General features: G+C 33.0%; 18 protein-coding genes. 16 read left to right on the top strand and 2 right to left on the bottom strand.

Annotated elements, in window-relative coordinates; genetic code table 11:
* Positions 1-17: 17 nt before the first annotated feature.
* The 5 genes from leuB to ilvC are packed head-to-tail and all read left to right on the top strand — an operon-like array spanning position 18 to position 7,016.
* A complete protein-coding gene (gene leuB, locus CPJCM30710_RS05745; protein WP_212903310.1) occupies positions 18-1,094 on the top strand; it encodes a 3-isopropylmalate dehydrogenase in 1,077 nt (358 codons plus the stop codon).
* 19 nt (positions 1,095-1,113) lie between these two features.
* Complete coding sequence (ilvD, locus tag CPJCM30710_RS05740; RefSeq protein WP_212903225.1) at positions 1,114-2,772, top strand: dihydroxy-acid dehydratase; 1,659 nt, start codon at positions 1,114-1,116, stop codon at positions 2,770-2,772.
* 11 nt (positions 2,773-2,783) lie between these two features.
* Positions 2,784-4,448: a biosynthetic-type acetolactate synthase large subunit gene (gene ilvB, locus CPJCM30710_RS05735; protein WP_212903224.1), complete on the top strand. Its 1,665-nt coding sequence runs from the start codon at positions 2,784-2,786 to the stop codon at positions 4,446-4,448.
* Between the two features lie 23 nt (positions 4,449-4,471).
* Positions 4,472-5,992, top strand: a complete 1,521-nt coding sequence (locus CPJCM30710_RS05730) for a 2-isopropylmalate synthase (RefSeq protein WP_212903223.1) — start codon at positions 4,472-4,474, stop codon at positions 5,990-5,992.
* A 22-nt stretch (positions 5,993-6,014) separates the two neighbouring features.
* Positions 6,015-7,016, top strand: a complete 1,002-nt coding sequence (gene ilvC / locus CPJCM30710_RS05725) for a ketol-acid reductoisomerase (protein ID WP_212903222.1) — start codon at positions 6,015-6,017, stop codon at positions 7,014-7,016.
* 48 nt (positions 7,017-7,064) lie between these two features.
* Here the strand turns inward: ilvC and CPJCM30710_RS05720 are convergent, their stop codons facing one another.
* A complete protein-coding gene (locus CPJCM30710_RS05720; RefSeq protein WP_212903221.1) occupies positions 7,065-7,925 on the bottom strand; it encodes a phosphatase PAP2 family protein in 861 nt (286 codons plus the stop codon).
* 552 nt (positions 7,926-8,477) lie between these two features.
* Here CPJCM30710_RS05720 and CPJCM30710_RS05715 point away from each other — a divergent pair.
* The 11 genes from CPJCM30710_RS05715 (at position 8,478) to CPJCM30710_RS05665 (ending at position 19,209) form a co-directional block, all read left to right on the top strand.
* Positions 8,478-9,197: a TerC family protein gene (locus tag CPJCM30710_RS05715; protein ID WP_212903220.1), complete on the top strand. Its 720-nt coding sequence runs from the start codon at positions 8,478-8,480 to the stop codon at positions 9,195-9,197.
* 329 nt (positions 9,198-9,526) lie between these two features.
* The gene (locus CPJCM30710_RS05710; protein WP_212903219.1) at positions 9,527-10,162 is read left to right on the top strand and encodes a redox-sensing transcriptional repressor Rex; all 636 of its coding nucleotides are present in this window, start codon (positions 9,527-9,529) and stop codon (positions 10,160-10,162) included.
* Between the two features lie 210 nt (positions 10,163-10,372).
* Entirely contained in the window at positions 10,373-11,155 is a 783-nt protein-coding gene (locus CPJCM30710_RS05705) for a short-chain-enoyl-CoA hydratase (RefSeq protein ID WP_212903218.1), read from the top strand.
* 144 nt (positions 11,156-11,299) lie between these two features.
* On the top strand, positions 11,300-12,439 hold the full coding sequence (locus CPJCM30710_RS05700; protein ID WP_212903217.1) for an acyl-CoA dehydrogenase: 1,140 nt from the start codon (positions 11,300-11,302) through the stop codon (positions 12,437-12,439).
* 21 nt (positions 12,440-12,460) lie between these two features.
* The gene (locus CPJCM30710_RS05695) at positions 12,461-13,240 is read left to right on the top strand and encodes an electron transfer flavoprotein subunit beta/FixA family protein (RefSeq protein ID WP_212903216.1); all 780 of its coding nucleotides are present in this window, start codon (positions 12,461-12,463) and stop codon (positions 13,238-13,240) included.
* 20 nt (positions 13,241-13,260) lie between these two features.
* The gene (locus CPJCM30710_RS05690) at positions 13,261-14,268 is read left to right on the top strand and encodes an electron transfer flavoprotein subunit alpha/FixB family protein (RefSeq protein WP_212903215.1); all 1,008 of its coding nucleotides are present in this window, start codon (positions 13,261-13,263) and stop codon (positions 14,266-14,268) included.
* 110 nt (positions 14,269-14,378) lie between these two features.
* A complete protein-coding gene (locus tag CPJCM30710_RS05685; RefSeq protein WP_212903214.1) occupies positions 14,379-15,227 on the top strand; it encodes a 3-hydroxybutyryl-CoA dehydrogenase in 849 nt (282 codons plus the stop codon).
* A gap of 330 nt (positions 15,228-15,557) precedes the next feature.
* Positions 15,558-16,448, top strand: coding sequence for a sulfide/dihydroorotate dehydrogenase-like FAD/NAD-binding protein (locus CPJCM30710_RS05680; protein ID WP_212903213.1), 891 nt, complete (start codon positions 15,558-15,560; stop codon positions 16,446-16,448).
* Complete coding sequence (gene gltA / locus CPJCM30710_RS05675) at positions 16,448-17,833, top strand: NADPH-dependent glutamate synthase (RefSeq protein ID WP_212903212.1); 1,386 nt, start codon at positions 16,448-16,450, stop codon at positions 17,831-17,833. Before CPJCM30710_RS05680 ends, gltA begins: the two co-directional genes overlap by 1 nt.
* A gap of 226 nt (positions 17,834-18,059) precedes the next feature.
* Positions 18,060-18,206 carry a hypothetical protein gene (locus CPJCM30710_RS05670; RefSeq protein WP_212903211.1) on the top strand — a complete coding sequence of 49 codons (147 nt, stop codon included), beginning with the start codon at positions 18,060-18,062 and terminating at the stop codon, positions 18,204-18,206.
* Between the two features lie 49 nt (positions 18,207-18,255).
* On the top strand, positions 18,256-19,209 hold the full coding sequence (locus CPJCM30710_RS05665) for a DNA-3-methyladenine glycosylase family protein (protein ID WP_212903210.1): 954 nt from the start codon (positions 18,256-18,258) through the stop codon (positions 19,207-19,209).
* Positions 19,210-19,366: 157 nt separating this feature from the next.
* Here the strand turns inward: CPJCM30710_RS05665 and CPJCM30710_RS05660 are convergent, their stop codons facing one another.
* Complete coding sequence (locus CPJCM30710_RS05660) at positions 19,367-19,666, bottom strand: HNH endonuclease (protein ID WP_212903209.1); 300 nt, start codon at positions 19,664-19,666, stop codon at positions 19,367-19,369.
* Positions 19,667-19,873: the final 207 nt, after the last annotated feature.

The raw sequence follows: 19,873 nt of genomic DNA, 5'->3' as shown, positions 1-19,873 counted from the left end.
ATAAAAGGGGGCATAAAATAATGTTTAAAGTAGCGGTTATAAAAGGTGATGGAATAGGACCGGAAATAATTGATGAAACTTTAAAGGTATTAGATGTAGTTAAAGAAAAGTATAATCATAAATTTGAATATAAATTTGTATTAGCTGGAGGATGTGCTATAGATGAATATGGCATACCATTACCAGAAGAAACTATAGAGATATGTAAAAATAGCGATGCTGTTTTACTTGGAGCTGTAGGAGGACCAAAATGGGATAATCCTAATGGAAAGGTAAGACCAGAACAAGCCCTTTTAGGATTAAGAGGAGCTCTTGGGTTATATTGTAACTTAAGACCAGCATTACTTTATGCTCCATTAAGAAATGCTTCTCCTTTAAAGGATGAAATTATTGGGGATGGAATAGATTTCTGTGTTGTTAGAGAGTTAACAGGAGGAATATATTTCGGTGAAAGAGGAAGAAGTGAAGAAAATGGTGAGCAAGTAGCTTATGATACTGAAAAGTATTCAGTATCTGAAGTAAGAAGAATAGCAAAGAATGCTTTTGAAATAGCTAGAAAAAGAAATAAAAAAGTTACAAGCGTAGATAAGGCAAATGTACTAGAGAGTTCAAGATTATGGAGAACTGTAGTTGAAGAAGTAGCTAAGGATTATTCAGATGTAACATTAGATCATTTATATATTGATAATGCAGCAATGCAGATTGTTAAGAACCCAAGACAGTTCGATGTCTTAGTAACAAGCAATATATTTGGTGATATTCTATCTGATGAAGCTTCAATGGTTACTGGTTCAATAGGTATGCTTCCTTCAGCTAGTATAGGAGAAGGAAATATAGGAATGTATGAGCCAGCACACGGAAGTGCACCAGATATAGCTGGAAAGGGTATAGCTAATCCATTAGCAACAATCCTTTCTGCGGCAATGATGCTTAGATACAGCTTTAATCTTGATAAGGAAGCTAAAGATATAGAAGATGCAGTATCAAAGGTATTAGAGGATGGATATAGAACAGGTGACATAATGAGTAATGGAATGAAGCTCGTTGGCACAAAAGAAATGGGAGACTTAGTAGTTTCAGCAATGAGAAAATAAAAAAACAGGGGGAAAAATTATGAGAAGTGATGTTGTTAAAAAGGGAGTAGAAAAAGCTCCTCATAGATCATTATTTAAGGCAGCAGGTCTTACAAACGCGGAACTTGAAAGACCGTTAATAGGTATCGTAACTTCCCATAATGAAATAATTCCAGGTCACGTACATCTAGATAAGATTGTAGAAGGTGTTAAAAAGGGAGTTCTTTTAGCTGGTGGAACTCCACTAGCATTCCCTGTAATAGGTGTTTGTGATGGTATAGCTATGGGACATGAGGGGATGAAGTATTCATTAGCTACTAGAGAGTTAATTGCTGATTCCATTGAGTGTATGGTTAAAGCTCACGGCTTTGATGGATTAGTCCTTATACCAAACTGTGACAAAATAGTACCAGGAGTTATGATGGGAGCTTTAAGACTTAATATCCCTGCAATAGTAGTTAGTGGTGGACCAATGCTTGCAGGAAAATTTAATGGTAAGGATGTTAGTTTATCAACTGTATTTGAGGGGGTTGGAGCCTACAGAGCAGGGGATATGACTATGGAAGAATTAGAGGAATTAGAAGAAAACGCCTGTCCAACTTGTGGTTCTTGTTCTGGAATGTTTACTGCAAACTCAATGAACTGTTTAAGTGAAGTTTTAGGTCTTGCATTACCAGGGAATGGAACAATACCTGCTGTTTATTCAAAAAGAATAAGATTAGCTAAAGAAGCAGGAATGAAGGTTATGGATCTTGTGAAAAAAGATATAAAACCAAGAGATATTGTTAATAAGGAAAGTATAACAAATGCCTTAACTGTTGATATGGCTTTAGGATGTTCTTCAAACAGCGTTCTACATCTTACAGCTATAGCTAACGAAGCGAAGATTGATTTGAATTTAGATATGATTAATGAGATAAGTGACAAAACACCAAACCTTTGTAGACTTTCACCAGCAGGAGATCATCATATTGAAGATCTTTATTGGGCAGGTGGCGTACAAAGAGTTATGAAGGAACTTACTAAAAAGGATCTTTTAAATTTAAGTTGTGTAACAGTTTCAGGAAAAACTCAAGGAGAGTTAATAGAGAGTGTTAAGGAAACAAATACAGAAGTTATAACTCCTATAGAAAATCCATATAGCACAACTGGGGGTATAGCTATACTAAAAGGAAACTTAGCTATAGATGGTGCTGTGGTTAAGCGTTCAGCAGTAGTGGAAGAAATGATGGTTCATGAAGGACCAGCAAGAGTTTTTGATTGTGAAGAGGATTCAATAGAAGCTATTCTTAGTGGAAACATAAATAAGGGAGATGTAGTTGTTATTAGATATGAGGGCCCTAAAGGTGGTCCTGGAATGAGAGAAATGCTTTCTCCAACTTCAGCTTTAGCTGGTATGGGATTAGACAAATATGTAGCATTAATTACTGATGGAAGATTCTCTGGTGCTACTAGAGGTGCTGCTATAGGTCACGTATCACCAGAAGCAGCTGAATGTGGAAATATAGCACTTGTTCAAGAAGGTGATTTAATATCTATAAACATCCCTAATGGTAAGCTTGAACTAAAGGTTAGTGAAGAGGAATTAGACACAAGAAGAAAAGCTTGGAAAGCACCAGAGCCTAAAGTTAAAGATGGATATTTAAGTCGTTATGCTAAGCTAGTTAGTTCAGCAAGTAGTGGAGCGATTTTTAAATAGGAGGTGCCTTTATGTTATTAAATGGTTCAGAAATATTAGTAAACACTTTACTTGATGAAGGTGTTGATATTATTTTTGGGTATCCTGGTGGGTCAGTATTAAATATTTATGATACTTTATATAAATATGAAGATAGATTACGACATGTATTAACTTGTCATGAACAAGGAGCAGCTCATGCTGCAGATGGTTATGCTAGGGCAACAGGAAAAGTTGGGGTTTGTATTGCAACTTCAGGACCAGGCGCAACCAACTTAGTTACAGGTATAGCTACAGCCTATATGGATTCAATTCCTATGGTTGCTATAACAGGAAATGTAACTACTCCTTTACTTGGAAGAGATAGCTTTCAGGAGGTTGACATTGTTGGGATTACAATGCCTATCACTAAGCATAACTTTATAGTTAGAGATGTTAAAGAACTTCAAGATACAATAAGAAAGGCTTTCTACATAGCAAAAGAAGGAAGACCTGGTCCGGTGCTCATAGATATACCAAAAGATATCACAGCAAAAATGGCTGAATTTGAGCATAAGGAAGCTTTAAAAGTTGAGGCAAATACAAAATATATTACTGAAAAAGCTCTTGAGAATCTAGCTACTTTTATAAATGAAAGTAAAAGACCACTTATATATGCAGGTGGAGGTATAATAAGCGCTGGCGCTTCTGAAGCTTTAAAAAATTTAGCTGAAAAAATAAATGCACCTGTAGCAACTTCATTAATGGGAATAGGATCTTTTCCAGGAGACCATGAGCTTTATACTGGAATGATAGGCATGCATGGAACAAAAGCATCAAATCTATTAGCTACAAAATCTGATTTAATTATTGCAATAGGATCTAGATTTTCTGATAGAGTTGTAAGCAGTAAAAATCATATAAAAAATGCTAAGATAATTCAAATAGATGTAGATGCTGCAGAAATTAATAAGAATATTAAGGCCGATGCTTATATTGTAGGTGATGTTAACTCTACTTTAGAAAGATTACTTCCATTGGTAAAAGAGAACAAAAATGAAGAGTGGATAGGGAAGTTAAAGGAATTTAAGGCTTTAAAAGCTCCTAAAAACCATGAGACATATGATCTTACTCCAGAGTTTTTGTTTAATAAACTTAATGAGCTTACTCAAGGAGATGCAATTATTTCAACTGAAGTAGGTCAGCATCAAATGTGGACTGCGATTAATTATAAGTTTATGAAACCACGAACCTTACTAACTTCTGGCGGATTAGGAACAATGGGATATGGATTAGGTGCATCAATTGGTGCAAAACTTGCTATGCCAGATAAAAAGGTAATAAATATAGCTGGAGATGGAAGTTTTTCCATGAATGCTATAGAGCTTGGAACGGCTGTATTTAATCAGGCTCCTGTAATAGTAATAATTTTAAATAATGGATGCTTGGGAATGGTTAGACAATGGCAAACATTATTTTATGAAGGTAGATTTTCTAATACTACATTAAATAGAGGCACAGATTTTGTAAAATTAGCTGATGCATACGGTGCAAAAGGCTTTAGGGTTACTGAGGAAGAACAGCTTGAAGATGTTCTTAAAGAAGCCTTTGAAAGTAAAGTACCAGTAGTAATTGATTATATGATTAATAAAGATAAAAAGGTATTTCCAATGGTAGCACCTGGTGCACCTATAAGTGAAATAATCAGCGAAGAGTAAACAATAGTAGCGGAGGTTGTTGCATGAAAAGAATAAAGATATTTGATACAACCTTAAGAGATGGTGAACAAACTCCAGGGGTAAACCTAAACTTGAAAGAAAAACTGATGATTGCTAAAAGCTTAGAAAATTTAGGGGTAGATATAATAGAAGCAGGATTTCCAATGGCTTCTTTAGGAGATTTTCAAGGAGTTAACACTATTGCTAAGGAGATAAGGAATTCAACTATAGCAGCTTTATGTAGAGCTACAAAAAGTGATATTGATAGGGCTTATGAAGCTATAAAAGTAGCACAAAGTCCGAGAATACACACCTTCATTGCTACTTCACCAATTCATTTAAAATATAAGCTTAATATGACAGAGGATGAAGTACTTGAAAGAGCAGTAGAAATGGTTAAATATGCTTCTACTTTATGTAGTGATGTAGAATTTTCTGCAGAAGATGCATATAGAAGTAACCCTGAATTTTTAGTTAAGCTTTTTGGAAAAGTAATAAAAGCAGGAGCAAAGGTATTAAATATACCAGATACTGTAGGTTATGCTCTTCCTAATGATTATCATGATTTTATAAAGTATATAGTTAATAATACTGAAGGAATAGAAAAAGTTGATGTTTCTGTACATTGTCATGATGATTTAGGGCTTGCAGTGGCTAACTCCCTAAGCGGAGTATTAGCTGGTGCAACTCAAGTTGAATGTGCTGTAAATGGTTTAGGAGAAAGAGCTGGAAATGCATCTTTAGAAGAGATTGTTATGGCCATAGAGACAAGAAAAAATCATCTTGGTATGTATACTAATATAAATACTACAGGTCTTTGGAGAACTAGTAAACTGGTTTCTTCACTTAGTGGAGTTGTAGTTCAACCAAACAAGGCTATAGTTGGAGAAAATGCTTTTGCTCATGAGTCAGGCATACATCAAGATGGAGTATTGAAAGAAAAGTCTACTTATGAGATAATAACTCCAGAATCTGTTGGTAAAGTAGATAATAATAATATAGTTCTTGGAAAGCACTCTGGAAGACATGCGTTCTCCAGTTATTTAAAAGATAATGGAATTGTGCTCGAACAAGAAGCATTAGAAGAAGCCTTTGATAGATTTAAGAAGCTTACAGATAGAAAGAAGACAATTACATGGAGAGATATTGAGGCTTTAGTTAGCAATAATGTTACATTACCTCAGGAAGCCTACAAGCTTGTATCCTTCCAAATTCTTGGAGGAAACAAAATCATAGCTACTACTACAGTTGAAATTGAGAAAGACGGTGTAGTGCTTAGAGAAAGTGCAGTAGGAGATGGTTCTATAGAATCAGCTTTTAAAGCAGTAGAGAAAGCTGTAGGAAAAGAAGTAAAGCTTAGAGATTACTCTATTCATTCAGTTACTGATGGAGAGGACGCTTTAGGTGAAGTAACAGTTAAGATAGAAGAATCCGGAGAAGTGTTTGTAGGAAAGGCACTATCAGGAGATGTAATGGAAGCAAGCATAAATGCTTTAATAAATGCTGTTAATAAAATGATGGATTACTTTGATAATAAAAAGTAATAAACGAATGGAGGAATTTATAATGGTAAAAATGTATTATGAAAAAGATGGAAATTTAGACTTGTTAAAAGGTAAGAAGGTGGCTGTTGTAGGTTATGGTAGCCAAGGTCATGCACATGCATTAAACTTGCATGAAAGCGGTGTTGATGTAACTGTTGCATTATATAATGGAAGTAAGTCATGGGAAAGAGCTCAAGCAGCAGGATTAAAGGTTGCTACTGTTAAGGATGCAGCTCAAGCATGTGATGTTATAATGATATTAATACCTGATGAAAAGCAAGCTAAAGTATATAAAGAAGATATAGAACCATACTTAACAGAAGGAAAAGCTTTAGTTTTTGCTCATGGTTTCAATATTCACTACTGTCAAATAGTACCTCCTAAGAACGTAGATGTTTTCATGGTTGCACCAAAGGGACCAGGACATATGGTTAGAAGAACTTATACTGAGGGATCAGGTGTTCCATGTTTAATAGCTATACATCAAGATTATACTGGAAAGGCTAAGGACTTAGCTTTAGCTTATTCAATAGGAGTTGGTGGAGCTAGATCAGGAGTTTTAGAAACTACATTTAAGGATGAAACAGAAACAGATTTATTTGGAGAACAAGCGGTTCTTTGTGGAGGAGTTTCTGAGTTAATAAAGGCTGGATTTGAAACTCTTGTTGAAGCAGGTTATTCACCAGAAAACGCTTATTTTGAATGTCTTCATGAAATGAAATTAATAGTTGACTTAATATACCAAGGTGGAATGAGCCTTATGAGATACTCAATCAGTGATACTGCAGAATATGGAGACTATGTAGTTGGTAAGAGAATAGTTACTGATGAAACTAAAAAGGCAATGAAAGAAGTTTTAAAAGAAATACAAGACGGAACATTTGCTAGAAACTGGTTAACTGAAAATGCAGTAAACAGACCTTACTTCAGTGCAGTAAGAAGAATGGAACAAGAACATGAAATAGAAAAAGTAGGTAAAGAACTTAGAAGCATGATGAGCTGGATAAAGAACGACATAGAGTAATATAAGATAATATTACTATTATGTATAATTAATAAAAAGGAGTTGAATTTAATTCAACTCCTTTTTAGCCGTTTGCTCTTTAAAACTAACATTTACAAATATATATGGAGCTAATACTGTTGCCCATAATCCTAGAGAAAAGTAGCAAAGAAAATCCCTTGCATAGCTTGTGCTCATAAGAATTTTAAAAGAAATATATATTACCACGAAACCTATAGTTCCAATAATCATTCTAAATATTTTTTGAATTTGGGCTTCTTGAGGATTAAAGCCTATGTATTTATCTTCAAGAAAATATCCTATACATATTGCAGTGAAAGCGCCAATAGATTTAAAGTAGTCACTATTTTTTAGAAATATACCTAATATTATGAATAGCGCAGAAAGAAAAAACATAGGATAAGCGATTTCATTTCTTTCACAATATTCAAATAAATGGTTTGATATAAATACACAAATTATACCGAAAATAGTACCAAAGATTACATCTTTCGGCCAGTGAACCCCAAGATAAAGCCTTGAAAGAGGTACTAAAATCATCATTGTAATGGATAATATAATAATCCATGTTTTTTTAAATTCTACAATTAGCGAGGTAAAAGTAGATGCTGTTCCTTGAGAATGTCCTGATGGAAAGGATGAACCTGTGGCAGTTTCTTTACCAAGACTTTTTATACCTTCAACTCCTATAGGTCTGGGAGAGTTAATAAGTATTTTTATTATGTTATTTACGGCTAATGAAAAAGCAATTGCAAATATAAGTTTATAACCGTATCTTTTGTCAATACACCACAGGAATATTAGGGAGATAATAAGTCCTAAGGTTTGTCCCCCTAAATTGGTTATAAATAAGAAAAAATAATCTAATATAGGATTTGAAAAACTTTGAAGAAATTTAATTATTTCCATGTTTACTCCCTTACGTTTTTTATATTAGTTTATCATAATTTTAATACTTTGAAAAAGACCTATACAATTTACAACAAAAATCGAAAAAATTCAACAAAATTATTGACATTGAATATATAATTAAATATAATATCTTTTGTTGAGAATACTTTCAGGCGTAGGGAGTAGCATGCAGTACTTGTGTACTGCTACGGAGTCAACATATTGATATTTTTTATTGGCTTTGTATTTAGTTGTAGGGCTTATGTATAACGAGGGTTGCGTTATACATAAGCCTTATTTTTATATTAACTAAAGCTTGTGTAATAGCTTGAGAATTTTATAAGTATAATAATGAATAGAAGTTTAATTCTGTTGAATAAGGATATTCTAATGGTATTTAAGGCTTTGTTAGTAAACTTGCTTAAGGGCTAAACAATTGATAATTGTTTAGTGCAAAGAGGGGATACAGGAGTCTGAATAATTATTAATTATTTAGTGCAAAAAAGGAATACAGGAGTCTGAATAATTATTAATTATTTAGTGCAAAAAAGGAATACAGGAGGGAACATAATGAACTCTATAAATTGTATACTAGATAATTATTCTCAATTTTTCTCATGGGATGTTATGATTTCTACTTTATTAAACCCCAGTAGTTGGGCTATTATAATAACTTTAGTTATTATGGAAGGTTTACTTAGCGCTGATAATGCACTAGTACTAGCTATGATGGTGAAACATTTACCTGAAAAAGAGCAGAGAAGGGCTTTAACATATGGTATATGGGGAGCTTATATATTTAGATTTCTTGCAATTGGAGTTGGAACTTATTTAATAAAAATATGGTGGGTAAAGTTAATAGCAGCAGGCTATCTATTAGAGTTATCTGTAGGCTTTTTCTTAGATGAAGAACATAGTGAAAATGAAGTTAAAGCTATAGAAAAATCATTATGGGGAACTGTTATAGCAGTAGAACTTATGGATATCGCATTTTCCATAGATAGTGTTGCGGCTGCATTTGGAGTTTCAAGTGAAATATGGGTTTTATATTTAGGTGCAATATTTGGAATACTTATGATGAGAGGTGTTGCCAAGGTATTTGTAGCACTTATAGATAAAGTACCTGAACTTGAAAGTGGAGCATATATACTCATTGCAATAATAGGTTTTAAGATGTTACTAGAACTATTCCATGTTGAAGTACCAGAAGTAATATTCTTTCTAATATTTGTATTAGTATTAAGTTGTACATTTGTATTACACAAATTTAGAAATGCTAAAACTAATTAATAATGTTGGAGGGAGAAATCTCTCCTTTTATGTTTATTTAATAAAAAATACAAAGAAAATAATGTGACATTTTTAACAATAATTTTAAATTATTTTCTAATGGGAAGATTAGTTGTAAATGAAGAAGAAACAATAAAAGAAGTGTATTTTCAGAAAATTTTTGAAATAAATTTGATTGCGTATATGATGCAAAAAACAGAAAACAATGTTAAAATAAAGATTATTAATAATGAAGTATGATAATATATATTAAGTAGCTTACAAAAAATAGATTATGCTGAGTTAAAATAGATAAGTGAACTTAAATTATAATGGAAGAGGTGCCATAAGTGGATAAAAAGAAAAATATATCTATGGCTGTAATAAAAAGATTGCCAAAGTACCATAGATATTTATTAGAGCTTCTAAAAAATGATGTAGATAGAATTTCATCAAAAGAATTAAGTGAAAAGATAGGATTCACAGCTTCTCAAATTCGACAAGATTTAAACTGCTTTGGAGACTTTGGGCAGCAGGGTTATGGTTATAATGTTAGACAACTTTACGGTGAGATAAGAGCAATACTTGGATTAGATAAACACTATAATGCTGTGATAGTTGGAGCAGGGAATATAGGTCAGGCTATTGCAAATTATTCAAACTTCAAGAATTTAGGGTTTGAACTTTCTGGAATATTTGATGCAAATCCTAAGCTTTTAGGTATGAAAATAAGGGATGTAGAAATTCAAGATATAGATAATCTTGGTGCTTTTTTACACAAAAATCATATAGATATAGGAATTCTTTGCGTTCCTAAAGTAAATGCTCAGAAGATATGTGATGAACTTATAGTAGGAGGGGTAAAAGGTATTTGGAACTTTGCACCAATAGACCTTGTAGCTCCAGAGGATGTTATTATTGAAAATGTTCATTTAAGTGAAAGTTTATTAACATTAGTATATCTTTTAAATGAGTCCCAGAAGTAATATAATGTTTGTTAAAATTTTACATTATTTATATTGCAAAAGAAATATCCAACCTTTATAATCATAATTGAAGTAGTTTACTTCAATTATTTTTTTTTATTCTTGTTACATTATTAACAATTAATTTAATATATCTTCTTCAATATAAAGTTTTCTCACACCTAATTCTATCTGAAAGATAAATCTCATTTTTAAAGGAGGATTATCACCATGGAATCAAAAAATGTTATTCTTGAAAAAGAAGGTAAAATTGCTGTTGTAACGATTAACAGACCTAAGGCACTAAATGCATTAAATTCACAAGTTGTAAAGGATTTAGATAATATTATAGCTGAACTTGAAACTGATAATGAGGTATATGTTGTAATTCTAAGAGGAGCAGGTGAAAAAGCATTTGTTGCTGGTGCTGATATTTCTGAAATGAAAAATCTTAATGAAGAACAAGCAAGAGAGTTTAGTGTATTAGGCAATAAAGTATTCAGAAGATTAGAAACATTAGATAAACCAGTTATAGCTGTAATATCAGGATTTGCTTTAGGTGGAGGATGTGAACTTGCAATGGCTTGTGATATAAGAATAGCTAGTGAAAAAGCACGATTTGCACAGCCGGAGGTTGGGCTTGGCATAACTCCAGGATTTGGTGGGACTCAAAGGCTTTCAAGAATAGTTGGATTAGGAAAGGCTAAAGAACTTATTTATACAGGAGAGATTATAAGTGCTGAAGAAGCATTAAAAATAGGATTAGTTAATACGGTTGTTCCCTTAGAAAATTTAATGGATGAAGCAAAAGCTATGGCAAATAAAATAGCTAAAAATGCTCCAATAGCTGTTAAGTTATGTAAGGATGCTATAGATAGAGGAATTCAAGTTGATATAGATAGCGCTATAATGATGGAAGTTGAGGATTTTGGGAAGTGTTTTACTACTATTGATCAAAAAGAGGGTATGACAGCCTTCATAGAAAAGAGGACTAAGAATTTCCAAAATAGATAATTTAATTATTGATTAGTAAACGTTGAAAAAAGCTTATAGAATAAGGAGACTAAATAATTAATAATTGTTCAGTGATAATAAGAAGATTGGAGGCCCAACAATTAATGATTGTTGGGTGCTAATAAGAAGACAGGAGGGAAGTAAATGAATTTTCAATTAACAAGAGAACAAGAGCTGGTAAGGCAAATGGCTAGAGAATTCGCTATAAGTGAAGTAAAACCAATAGCAGGTGAAATAGATGAGACTGAAGAGTTTCCTATGAAAAATGTAAGGAAAATGGCTAAATTAGGCATGATGGGAATTCCAATTTCATCCCAATATGGAGGGGCTGGGGGCGATACACTCTCATATATATTAGCTGTAGAAGAACTTTCAAAAGTTTGTGGAACTCATGGTGTTATAATTTCAGCCCATACTTCACTATGCGCTTCATTAATAGAGCAATTTGGCACTCCAGCTCAAAAAGAAAAATATTTAACTCCATTAGCAAAAGGAGAAAAAATAGGCGCATTTGGTTTAACTGAATCAGGTGCAGGTACGGATGCCTCAGGACAACAAACTACAGCAGTGTTAGATGGGGATAGATATATCTTAAATGGATCTAAGATATTCATAACAAACGGAGGTGTTGCTGAGATATTCATAATCTTTGCTATGACTGATAGAAGTAAGGGAACAAAAGGAATATCAGCATTCATCGTTGAAAAAAACTTCTCTGGATTCTCAATTGGTAAGGTTGAAAACAAGATGGGTATCAGGGCCTCATCGACAACTGAGCTTATCATGGAAAACTGCATAATTCCTAAATCAAATCTAATTGGTCAAGAAGGTAAGGGATTTGGGATAGCAATGAAGACTCTTGATGGAGGAAGAATAGGTATAGCAGCTCAAGCTTTAGGATTAGCTGAAGGTGCTTTAGAAGAAGCTAAGACTTACTTGATGGAAAGAAAGCAATTTGGGAAACCACTTTCAGCATTCCAAGGATTACAATGGTATATAGCTGAAATGGACGTTAAGGTTGAAGCGGCAAGGCATTTAGTTTATAAAGCTGCATGGTTAAAGGATCAACGTCTTCCATATTCATTAGATGCTGCAAGAGCTAAGTTATTCGCTGCAGAAGTTGCTATGGAAGTAACAACTAAAGCAGTTCAAGTCTTTGGTGGATATGGGTATACTAAGGAATATCCAGTAGAAAGATTAATGAGAGATGCCAAGATAACAGAAATATATGAAGGAACTTCAGAAGTTCAAAAGATGGTTATCTCGGCTAATATTTTAAAATAGTTTTTCGGGAGGATGCGGGAAATGAAGATAGTAGTTTGTTTAAAGCAAGTACCAGATACTACAGCTGTAAGAATAGATCCTAAAACCGGAACCCTTATAAGAGAAGGTGTTCCATCGATCATAAATCCAGAAGATAAGCATGCTTTAGAAGAGGCTTTAAAACTTAAGGATGAGTATGATGCACATGTTACTGTTATAAGTATGGGTCCTCCACAAGCAGAAGCAGCCTTAAGAGAAGCTTTATGTATGGGAGCTGATGAAGCGATTCTTATAACAGATAGAGCATTTGCAGGAGCAGATACATTAGCTACATCAAAAGCCTTGGCTGGAGCATTAAGAAAGCTTCAATACGATATAGTATTTGCAGGAAGACAAGCTATAGACGGAGATACAGCTCAAGTTGGTCCGGAAATAGCTGAACACTTAGATATTCCTCAAGTCACTTATGTGCAAGAAGTAAAGGTTGAAAAAGATGAATTATTAGTAAATAGAGCATTAGAAGACGGATATGAACTTATAAAGGTTCAAACTCCAGTACTATTAACAGCCATAAAGGAATTAAATGAACCAAGATACATGAATGTAAGGTATATTTTTGAAAAAGCTAATAAGGAAATAATAAAATGGTCAGCCGATGATATAGATGTAGACAAGAATGAGCTTGGGTTGAAAGGTTCTCCAACAAAAGTTAAGAAATCAACTACAAAGGAATCTAAAGGAGTAGGAGAAGTAGTTAATAAGCCAGTTCAAGAAGCAGTAAGCTATGTTTTAGGACGATTAAGGGAAAAACACTATATCTAGAATTTAGGAGGTAATTTATCATGGATATAGCAGATTATAGAGGGGTATGGATTTTTGCTGAACAAAGAGATGGCCAGCTTGAAAAAGTTTCTTTAGAACTTTTAGGAGAAGGAAGAAAAATTGCAGATAAGTTAGGAGTAAAACTAAGTGCATTATTAATAGGATACAGAGTTGATACTTTAATTAACGAGTTAGGAACTCATGGCGCTGATGAAGTTTTAGTAGTTGATAATGAATTATTATCACACTACACAACTGATGGATATACTAAAGCTGTATGCGACCTTGTAAATGAAAGAAAGCCAGAAATATTATTTATTGGAGCTACATTCATAGGAAGAGATTTAGGTCCAAGAGTAGCTGCTAGACTTTCAACAGGATTAACTGCTGATTGTACTTCACTTGATATAGATGAGGAAGAAAAATATCTTCTAGCAACTAGACCAGCATTTGGTGGCAACTTAATGGCAACTATAGAATGTACTAATCACAGACCGCAAATGGCTACCGTAAGACCAGGAGTATTTTCAAAGTTACCAAAAGAAGAGAAAGAATTTAAAGTTGAAAAAGTACATGTAAATTTAACTGATGCTGATATTAGAACAAAGGTAGTTAAGATAGTTAAAGAGAAAAAGAATATCGCTGATATAAGTGAAGCTAACATAATAGTATCAGGTGGTAGAGGTGTTGGTGATAAAGAAACTTTTAAGCTTTTAGAAGAGCTTGCAGAAGTATTTGGAGGAACAGTTGCAGCTTCAAGAGCAGCTGTTGAGAATGGATGGATAGAAAGAGATTATCAAGTAGGCCAAACAGGAAAAACAGTTAGACCAACTATATATATCGCTTGTGGTATATCTGGTGCTATTCAACATGTTGCTGGTATGCAAGATTCAGATATGATTATAGCAGTTAACAAGGATGCAAATGCACCAATCATGAAGGTTGCTGATTATGCTATAGTTGGTGATCTAAAAAAGGTTCTCCCAGAAATGATAGCTCAGGCTAAGGCTATGAAAGAAGCTGAATAATATAATATCACGTAAAAATTTTTAAAAAGGGTATTTTATTATAAATGATATATGGGGTCCGGCTTTTATGGAAGTAGGACAAGTATAAATTTTATGGGGGGTATAATATCATGGAAAAGATTTTTGTTCTTGGAGCAGGCACAATGGGTGCTGGAATAGTTCAAGCATTTGCACAAAAAGGTTACGAAGTTATTGTAAGCGATGTAAAGAAAGAGTTTGTTGATAAAGGGTTAATTGGAATCAATAAAAGCTTAACTAAGCTTGTTGAAAAAGGTAAGATGACAGAAGCAGAAAAAGAAGAAATCCTTTCTAGGATAACAGGAACCACTGATATAAATCTTGCTGCTGATTGTGATTTAGTTGTTGAAGCTGTAGTCGAAAACATGGAAGTAAAGAAACAAATATTTGCTGAACTTGATAAGATATGTAAACCAGAAACAATATTAGCATCCAATACTTCATCATTATCAGTAACAGAAGTAGCTACAGCTACAGGAAGACCTGATAAGGTTATAGGAATGCACTTCTTTAATCCAGCTCCAGTAATGAAGCTAGTTGAAATAATTAAAGGAATGGCTACTTCACAAGAAACTTTTGATGCTGTTAAGGGAGTTTCAACAGACATTGGTAAGGAGCCAGTAGAAGTTGCAGAAGCTCCAGGATTTGTAGTCAATAGAATTCTTATCCCTATGATTAATGAAGCTGTTGGAATATTAGCAGAGGAAATAGCATCAGCTGAGGATATAGATAAGGCTATGATGTTAGGTGCTAATCACCCAATGGGACCATTAGCCTTAGGTGATCTAATAGGATTGGATGTATGTTTAGCTATTATGGATGTTCTATATAAGGAAACTGGAGATGCTAAGTATAGGGCTCATAGTCTTTTAAGAAAATATGTAAGAGCTGGATGGTTAGGAAGAAAGACAAAAAAAGGATTTCATATTTACAATAGATAAGTATAGTTTATTTAATATCAATTCACATAAAGAGCTGTTCGTATAATAGGAATAGCTTTTTACAGCTGACAATTATAAAATTTGTAATAATGTTAGTGCGAAATAACAGAATATTTAAAAAATATTCTGTTAAATTTTTAATCTGTTAAGTTTAAACTTAATATAAGTGTATAAAATATGAATAATATCTCGAAAAATACTAATTTTTAATTACACATTCCTAAAATAGAATAAATATCTTCTTTAAAAAAGATTATGTTTATAAAACTCTTTTCTTTAAAAATAAAATAGTCAATAGTTTTATATTTGACCATTAGGGGGGGATTAAATTTGTATAAGATAATAAAAAAACAACAGTTAACAGAAAATATTTATCTTATGAATGTAGAAGCACCTAGAGTAGCTAAATCAGCTAAGCCAGGACAGTTCTTGATCGTTAAAGTAGATGAAAAAGGAGAGAGAATACCTTTAACAATTTGTGATTATAATGCAGAAGAAGGTTCTGTCACGATTGTATTTCAAATCTTAGGTTTTTCCACACAAAGGATGGCAGAATTAGAGGAAGGCGATTATTTCAATGATTTTGTAGGACCTTTAGGACAGCCTTCTGAAATGATATATGAAGATTTAGATGAGCTAAAAGACAAGAAAATTATATTTATCGCAGGTGGGGTAGGAACAGCACCTGTTTATCCTCAGGTAAAGTGGTTAAACTCAAGAGGAATTAAAGCTGATGTTATAATTGGCTCAAAAACAAAGGATTTAATAATAATGAGAGAGGAAATGAGAGAAGTTGCAGGAAATGTATACATAGCGACAGATGATGGTTCCTATGGTCATAGAGGCCTTGTAACAGACCTACTCAAAGATTTAGTACAAAATCAAGGAAAGAAATATGATTTAGTTATTGCTATAGGTCCTATGATAATGATGAAGTTTGTTTCTGTGCTTACAAAGGAGCTTGGAATTAAAACCATCGTAAGCTTAAATCCAATAATGGTAGATGGAACTGGAATGTGTGGTGCTTGTAGAGTAACAGTAGGTAATCAGGTTAAGTTTGCTTGTGTTGATGGTCCAGAATTTGATGGTCATCTCATAAATTTTGATGAGGCAATGAGAAGGCAAACAATGTATAAATCAGAAGAAGGAAGAAAAATATTACAAGAAGAAGAAGGAAATACTCACCATCATGGAGGATGTGGATGTGGAGGTGACAAGTAATGGACAGATTTAAAAGAGTACCAATACAGGAGCAAGAACCACAAGTAAGAGCAAGAAATTTTAAAGAGGTTTGTCTTGGATATACAGAAGAAGAAGCAAGAATAGAGGCTGCGAGGTGCCTTAATTGTAAAAATCCTAGATGTGTAGGAAGTTGTCCGGTTAATATAGATATACCAGACTTTATAGAAAAGGTAAAAGAAGGAGATATGAAAGAAGCAGCTAGGGTTATAGCAAAGTCATCAGCCCTCCCAGCGGTATGTGGAAGAGTTTGCCCTCAAGAAAGTCAATGTGAGGGACAGTGTGTAGTAGGAATAAAAGGAGAGGCTATAGCTATTGGTAAGCTAGAAAGATTCGTAGCAGATTGGTCAAGAGTGCATGGAGTAGAACTTTCAGAGCCAGCAGAGAAAAATGGAAGAAAGATAGCTATAGTGGGTAGTGGACCAGCAGGATTAGCCTGTGCTGGAGATTTAGCTAAACTTGGATATGAAGTTACAATTTTTGAAGCTCTTCATGAACCAGGAGGAGTTTTAGTATACGGAATACCTGAATTTAGGCTTCCAAAGGATACTGTAGTTAAGCATGAGATTGATAATGTGAAAAAATTAGGTGTTAAAATTGAGACTAATGTAATTATTGGAAGAACTATAACTATAGATGAACTTTTTGAAAATGAGCACTTTGATGCTATATTTATAGGCTCTGGAGCTGGGCTTCCTAAGTTCATGGGTATATCAGGGGAAAATGCTAATGGAGTATTTTCTGCTAATGAATACTTAACAAGAAGTAATTTAATGAAAGCCTTTAAAGAAGAGTATGACACTCCTATTAAAGTAGGAAAAAAGGTTGCAGTAGTAGGTGGCGGTAATGTTGCTATGGATGCTGCTAGAACTGCTTTAAGGCTTGGTGCAGAGGTACACATAGTTTATAGAAGGGGAGAAGATGAGCTTCCAGCAAGGGTAGAAGAAATTCATCATGCGAAGGAAGAGGGGGTAATTTTTGATCTATTAACAAACCCTGTTGAAATTCTTCAAGATGAAAAAGGATGGGTTAGAGGAATGAAGTGCATAAAAATGAAGCTTGGGGAACCAGATGCTTCAGGTAGAAGAAGTGCTGCAGAAGTTCCAGGATCTGAGTTTATAATGAATGTTGATACAGTGATAATGTCTCTTGGGACAACACCTAATCCGTTAATTTCACAAACTACCCAGGGATTAAAGATAGATAAGAGAAAATGTATAATCGCTGAAGAAGAGACTGGTTTAACTTCTAGAGAAGGTGTATATGCAGGAGGAGATGCTGTAACTGGCGCAGCTACAGTTATATTAGCTATGGGTGCTGGTAAAAAGGCTGCACAAGCAATACATGAATACTTAATTGGAAAATAGTATAAGTTTTCTTTTATAAATTCGAGTGATTGAAAATATCACTCGTTTTTGTATTTCGTGCCATTTCATGAATTTACGTATCTTTAATAGGCTCCATACCTGCTCTTTTTTATTGTTGTAATAAAAAATAGAGAAATATATAATTATTAATAAGAAGAGTCATAGCGTTTAAATGTATAATCCTTACATATAAAAGGAGTTATTAGAGTTTGGTGACTAATGGTTTATGGTGAGATTCAAGGATGAACTTAAAACGAATAAATGTGATGAACTAAAAGCAAAATATAAAAAAGGTGACGAGAATAAATGTATTATTATGATAGATACTGTTGGAAAAATACTTTATGATACTGTAAGTAGCGAAAGAAGATAATTTTTGTTTAATAGAAAAAAATTAATAAGCATGAGAAATAGGTGATGAAATGGATTTTGAAAAAGTTGAATATGATAATAATAAAGTCATCTTAAGAAATACAAGAAATTTTAATATAAAACAAACTTTTGAATGTGGTCAGTGTTTTAGATGGGAAAGAGAAAAAAACGGAAATTACATTGGTGTTGCTCATAATAGGGTAATAGAATTAGAACAGAATGGTGATGATGTTATTATTCATAATACCAATGAGGAAGATTTTAATAACTTATGGATAGATTATTTTGATCTTAAAAGAAATTATTCAAAGATTAAAGAGGAACTTTCAGAGGATGAACTGTTAAAAAAATCGGTGGAATTTGGTTATGGTATAAGAATATTAAAGCAGCAACCCTTTGAGATATTAGTATCGTTTATTATATCTGCTAGAAATAGTATACCCATAATAAGTAAAACTATAAAGAAAATAAGCGAAAGATGGGGAACATCAATTGAATATAAAGGAAGAACATACTTTTCATTTCCTACGGTAGAACAACTACATAGGGCTGATTTAGAAGATATAAAAGGGACGGGAGCATCTTTTAGAAGTAAGTATATTTATGATACTATACAAAAAGTATATAAATGTAATGAACTTCTTAATGATATAGAAAAAGATCCTACTAAATTTATTTTTACAGAAGAAAATAAACCGGATATTCTAAAATATGATTTAAATATGATAACTGATATGAACGATGACCAATGTCATCTTGCTCTTCAAGAGTTTCAAGGAGTAGGAGCAAAAGTTGCAGATTGTATAATGTTATTTTCTATGAGAAAATATTCAGCTTTTCCAGTAGACGTTTGGATAAAGAGAGCTATGCAGCATTTTTATCTAGCTCCAGATGTATCACTAAATAAGATAAGAATATTTGCAAGAGATAAGTTTGGTGAACTTGCAGGTTTTGCTCAACAGTATTTATTTTATTATGCAAGAGAAAATAACATAAAGGTGTAATTTATACGTATTTGTTGCCATCTTACAAAGTGAAATCCAGCTAATACTAAAAGGAATTCAGTTTTAACTGAATTCCTTTTATGATTTTACTCTATAGGAAATTATAAAATCGTCAAGTTATGGATGACTTATAACACAATCCACGGAGTAAACTTTTTTATTTAAACCTTCTTACATGTCTCGATTTTTTTATTGATATATGAGCATCTCCCGGGTGTTTTGTAATAAATTTTAAATACCTCTTAATTTTAATATCATCCTTTAATAGAGCGATATTATATAGTCTTGCAGCTAGTTCTTTATTTGTATATAAAGTGTGTACTTGCGTGTGGCAAGGTATACAAAGAAATGCTGTATTAAGATTTCTCCCGCCTTCTTTTTTAGGTATTAAGTGATGTTCTGATACTTTGGAAACCTCTCTTTCGCATAAATCACAAATGTACTTTGGGTTGAACATCTTACACCTTCTTACATCAGAGATTTTATTCCTAATACTATTTTAATATTTTCTTAATATTGTCTTAATATTGCTTTAATATTATTTTAATATTATCTAAGAATTTTATTTTATAAAATGATTTATTCTTGAAACTTGAAAAATTAGAAAATTTTTATAATTAAGACTTTGCTATTTTTTTTAAATCCTGCGGTATAATTAAATTGT

This window comes from Clostridium polyendosporum, from assembly GCF_018332455.1.
Taxonomy (GTDB): domain Bacteria; phylum Bacillota; class Clostridia; order Clostridiales; family Clostridiaceae; genus Clostridium_AY; species Clostridium_AY polyendosporum.
This window is presented reverse-complemented; position numbering and strand designations above follow the sequence as displayed.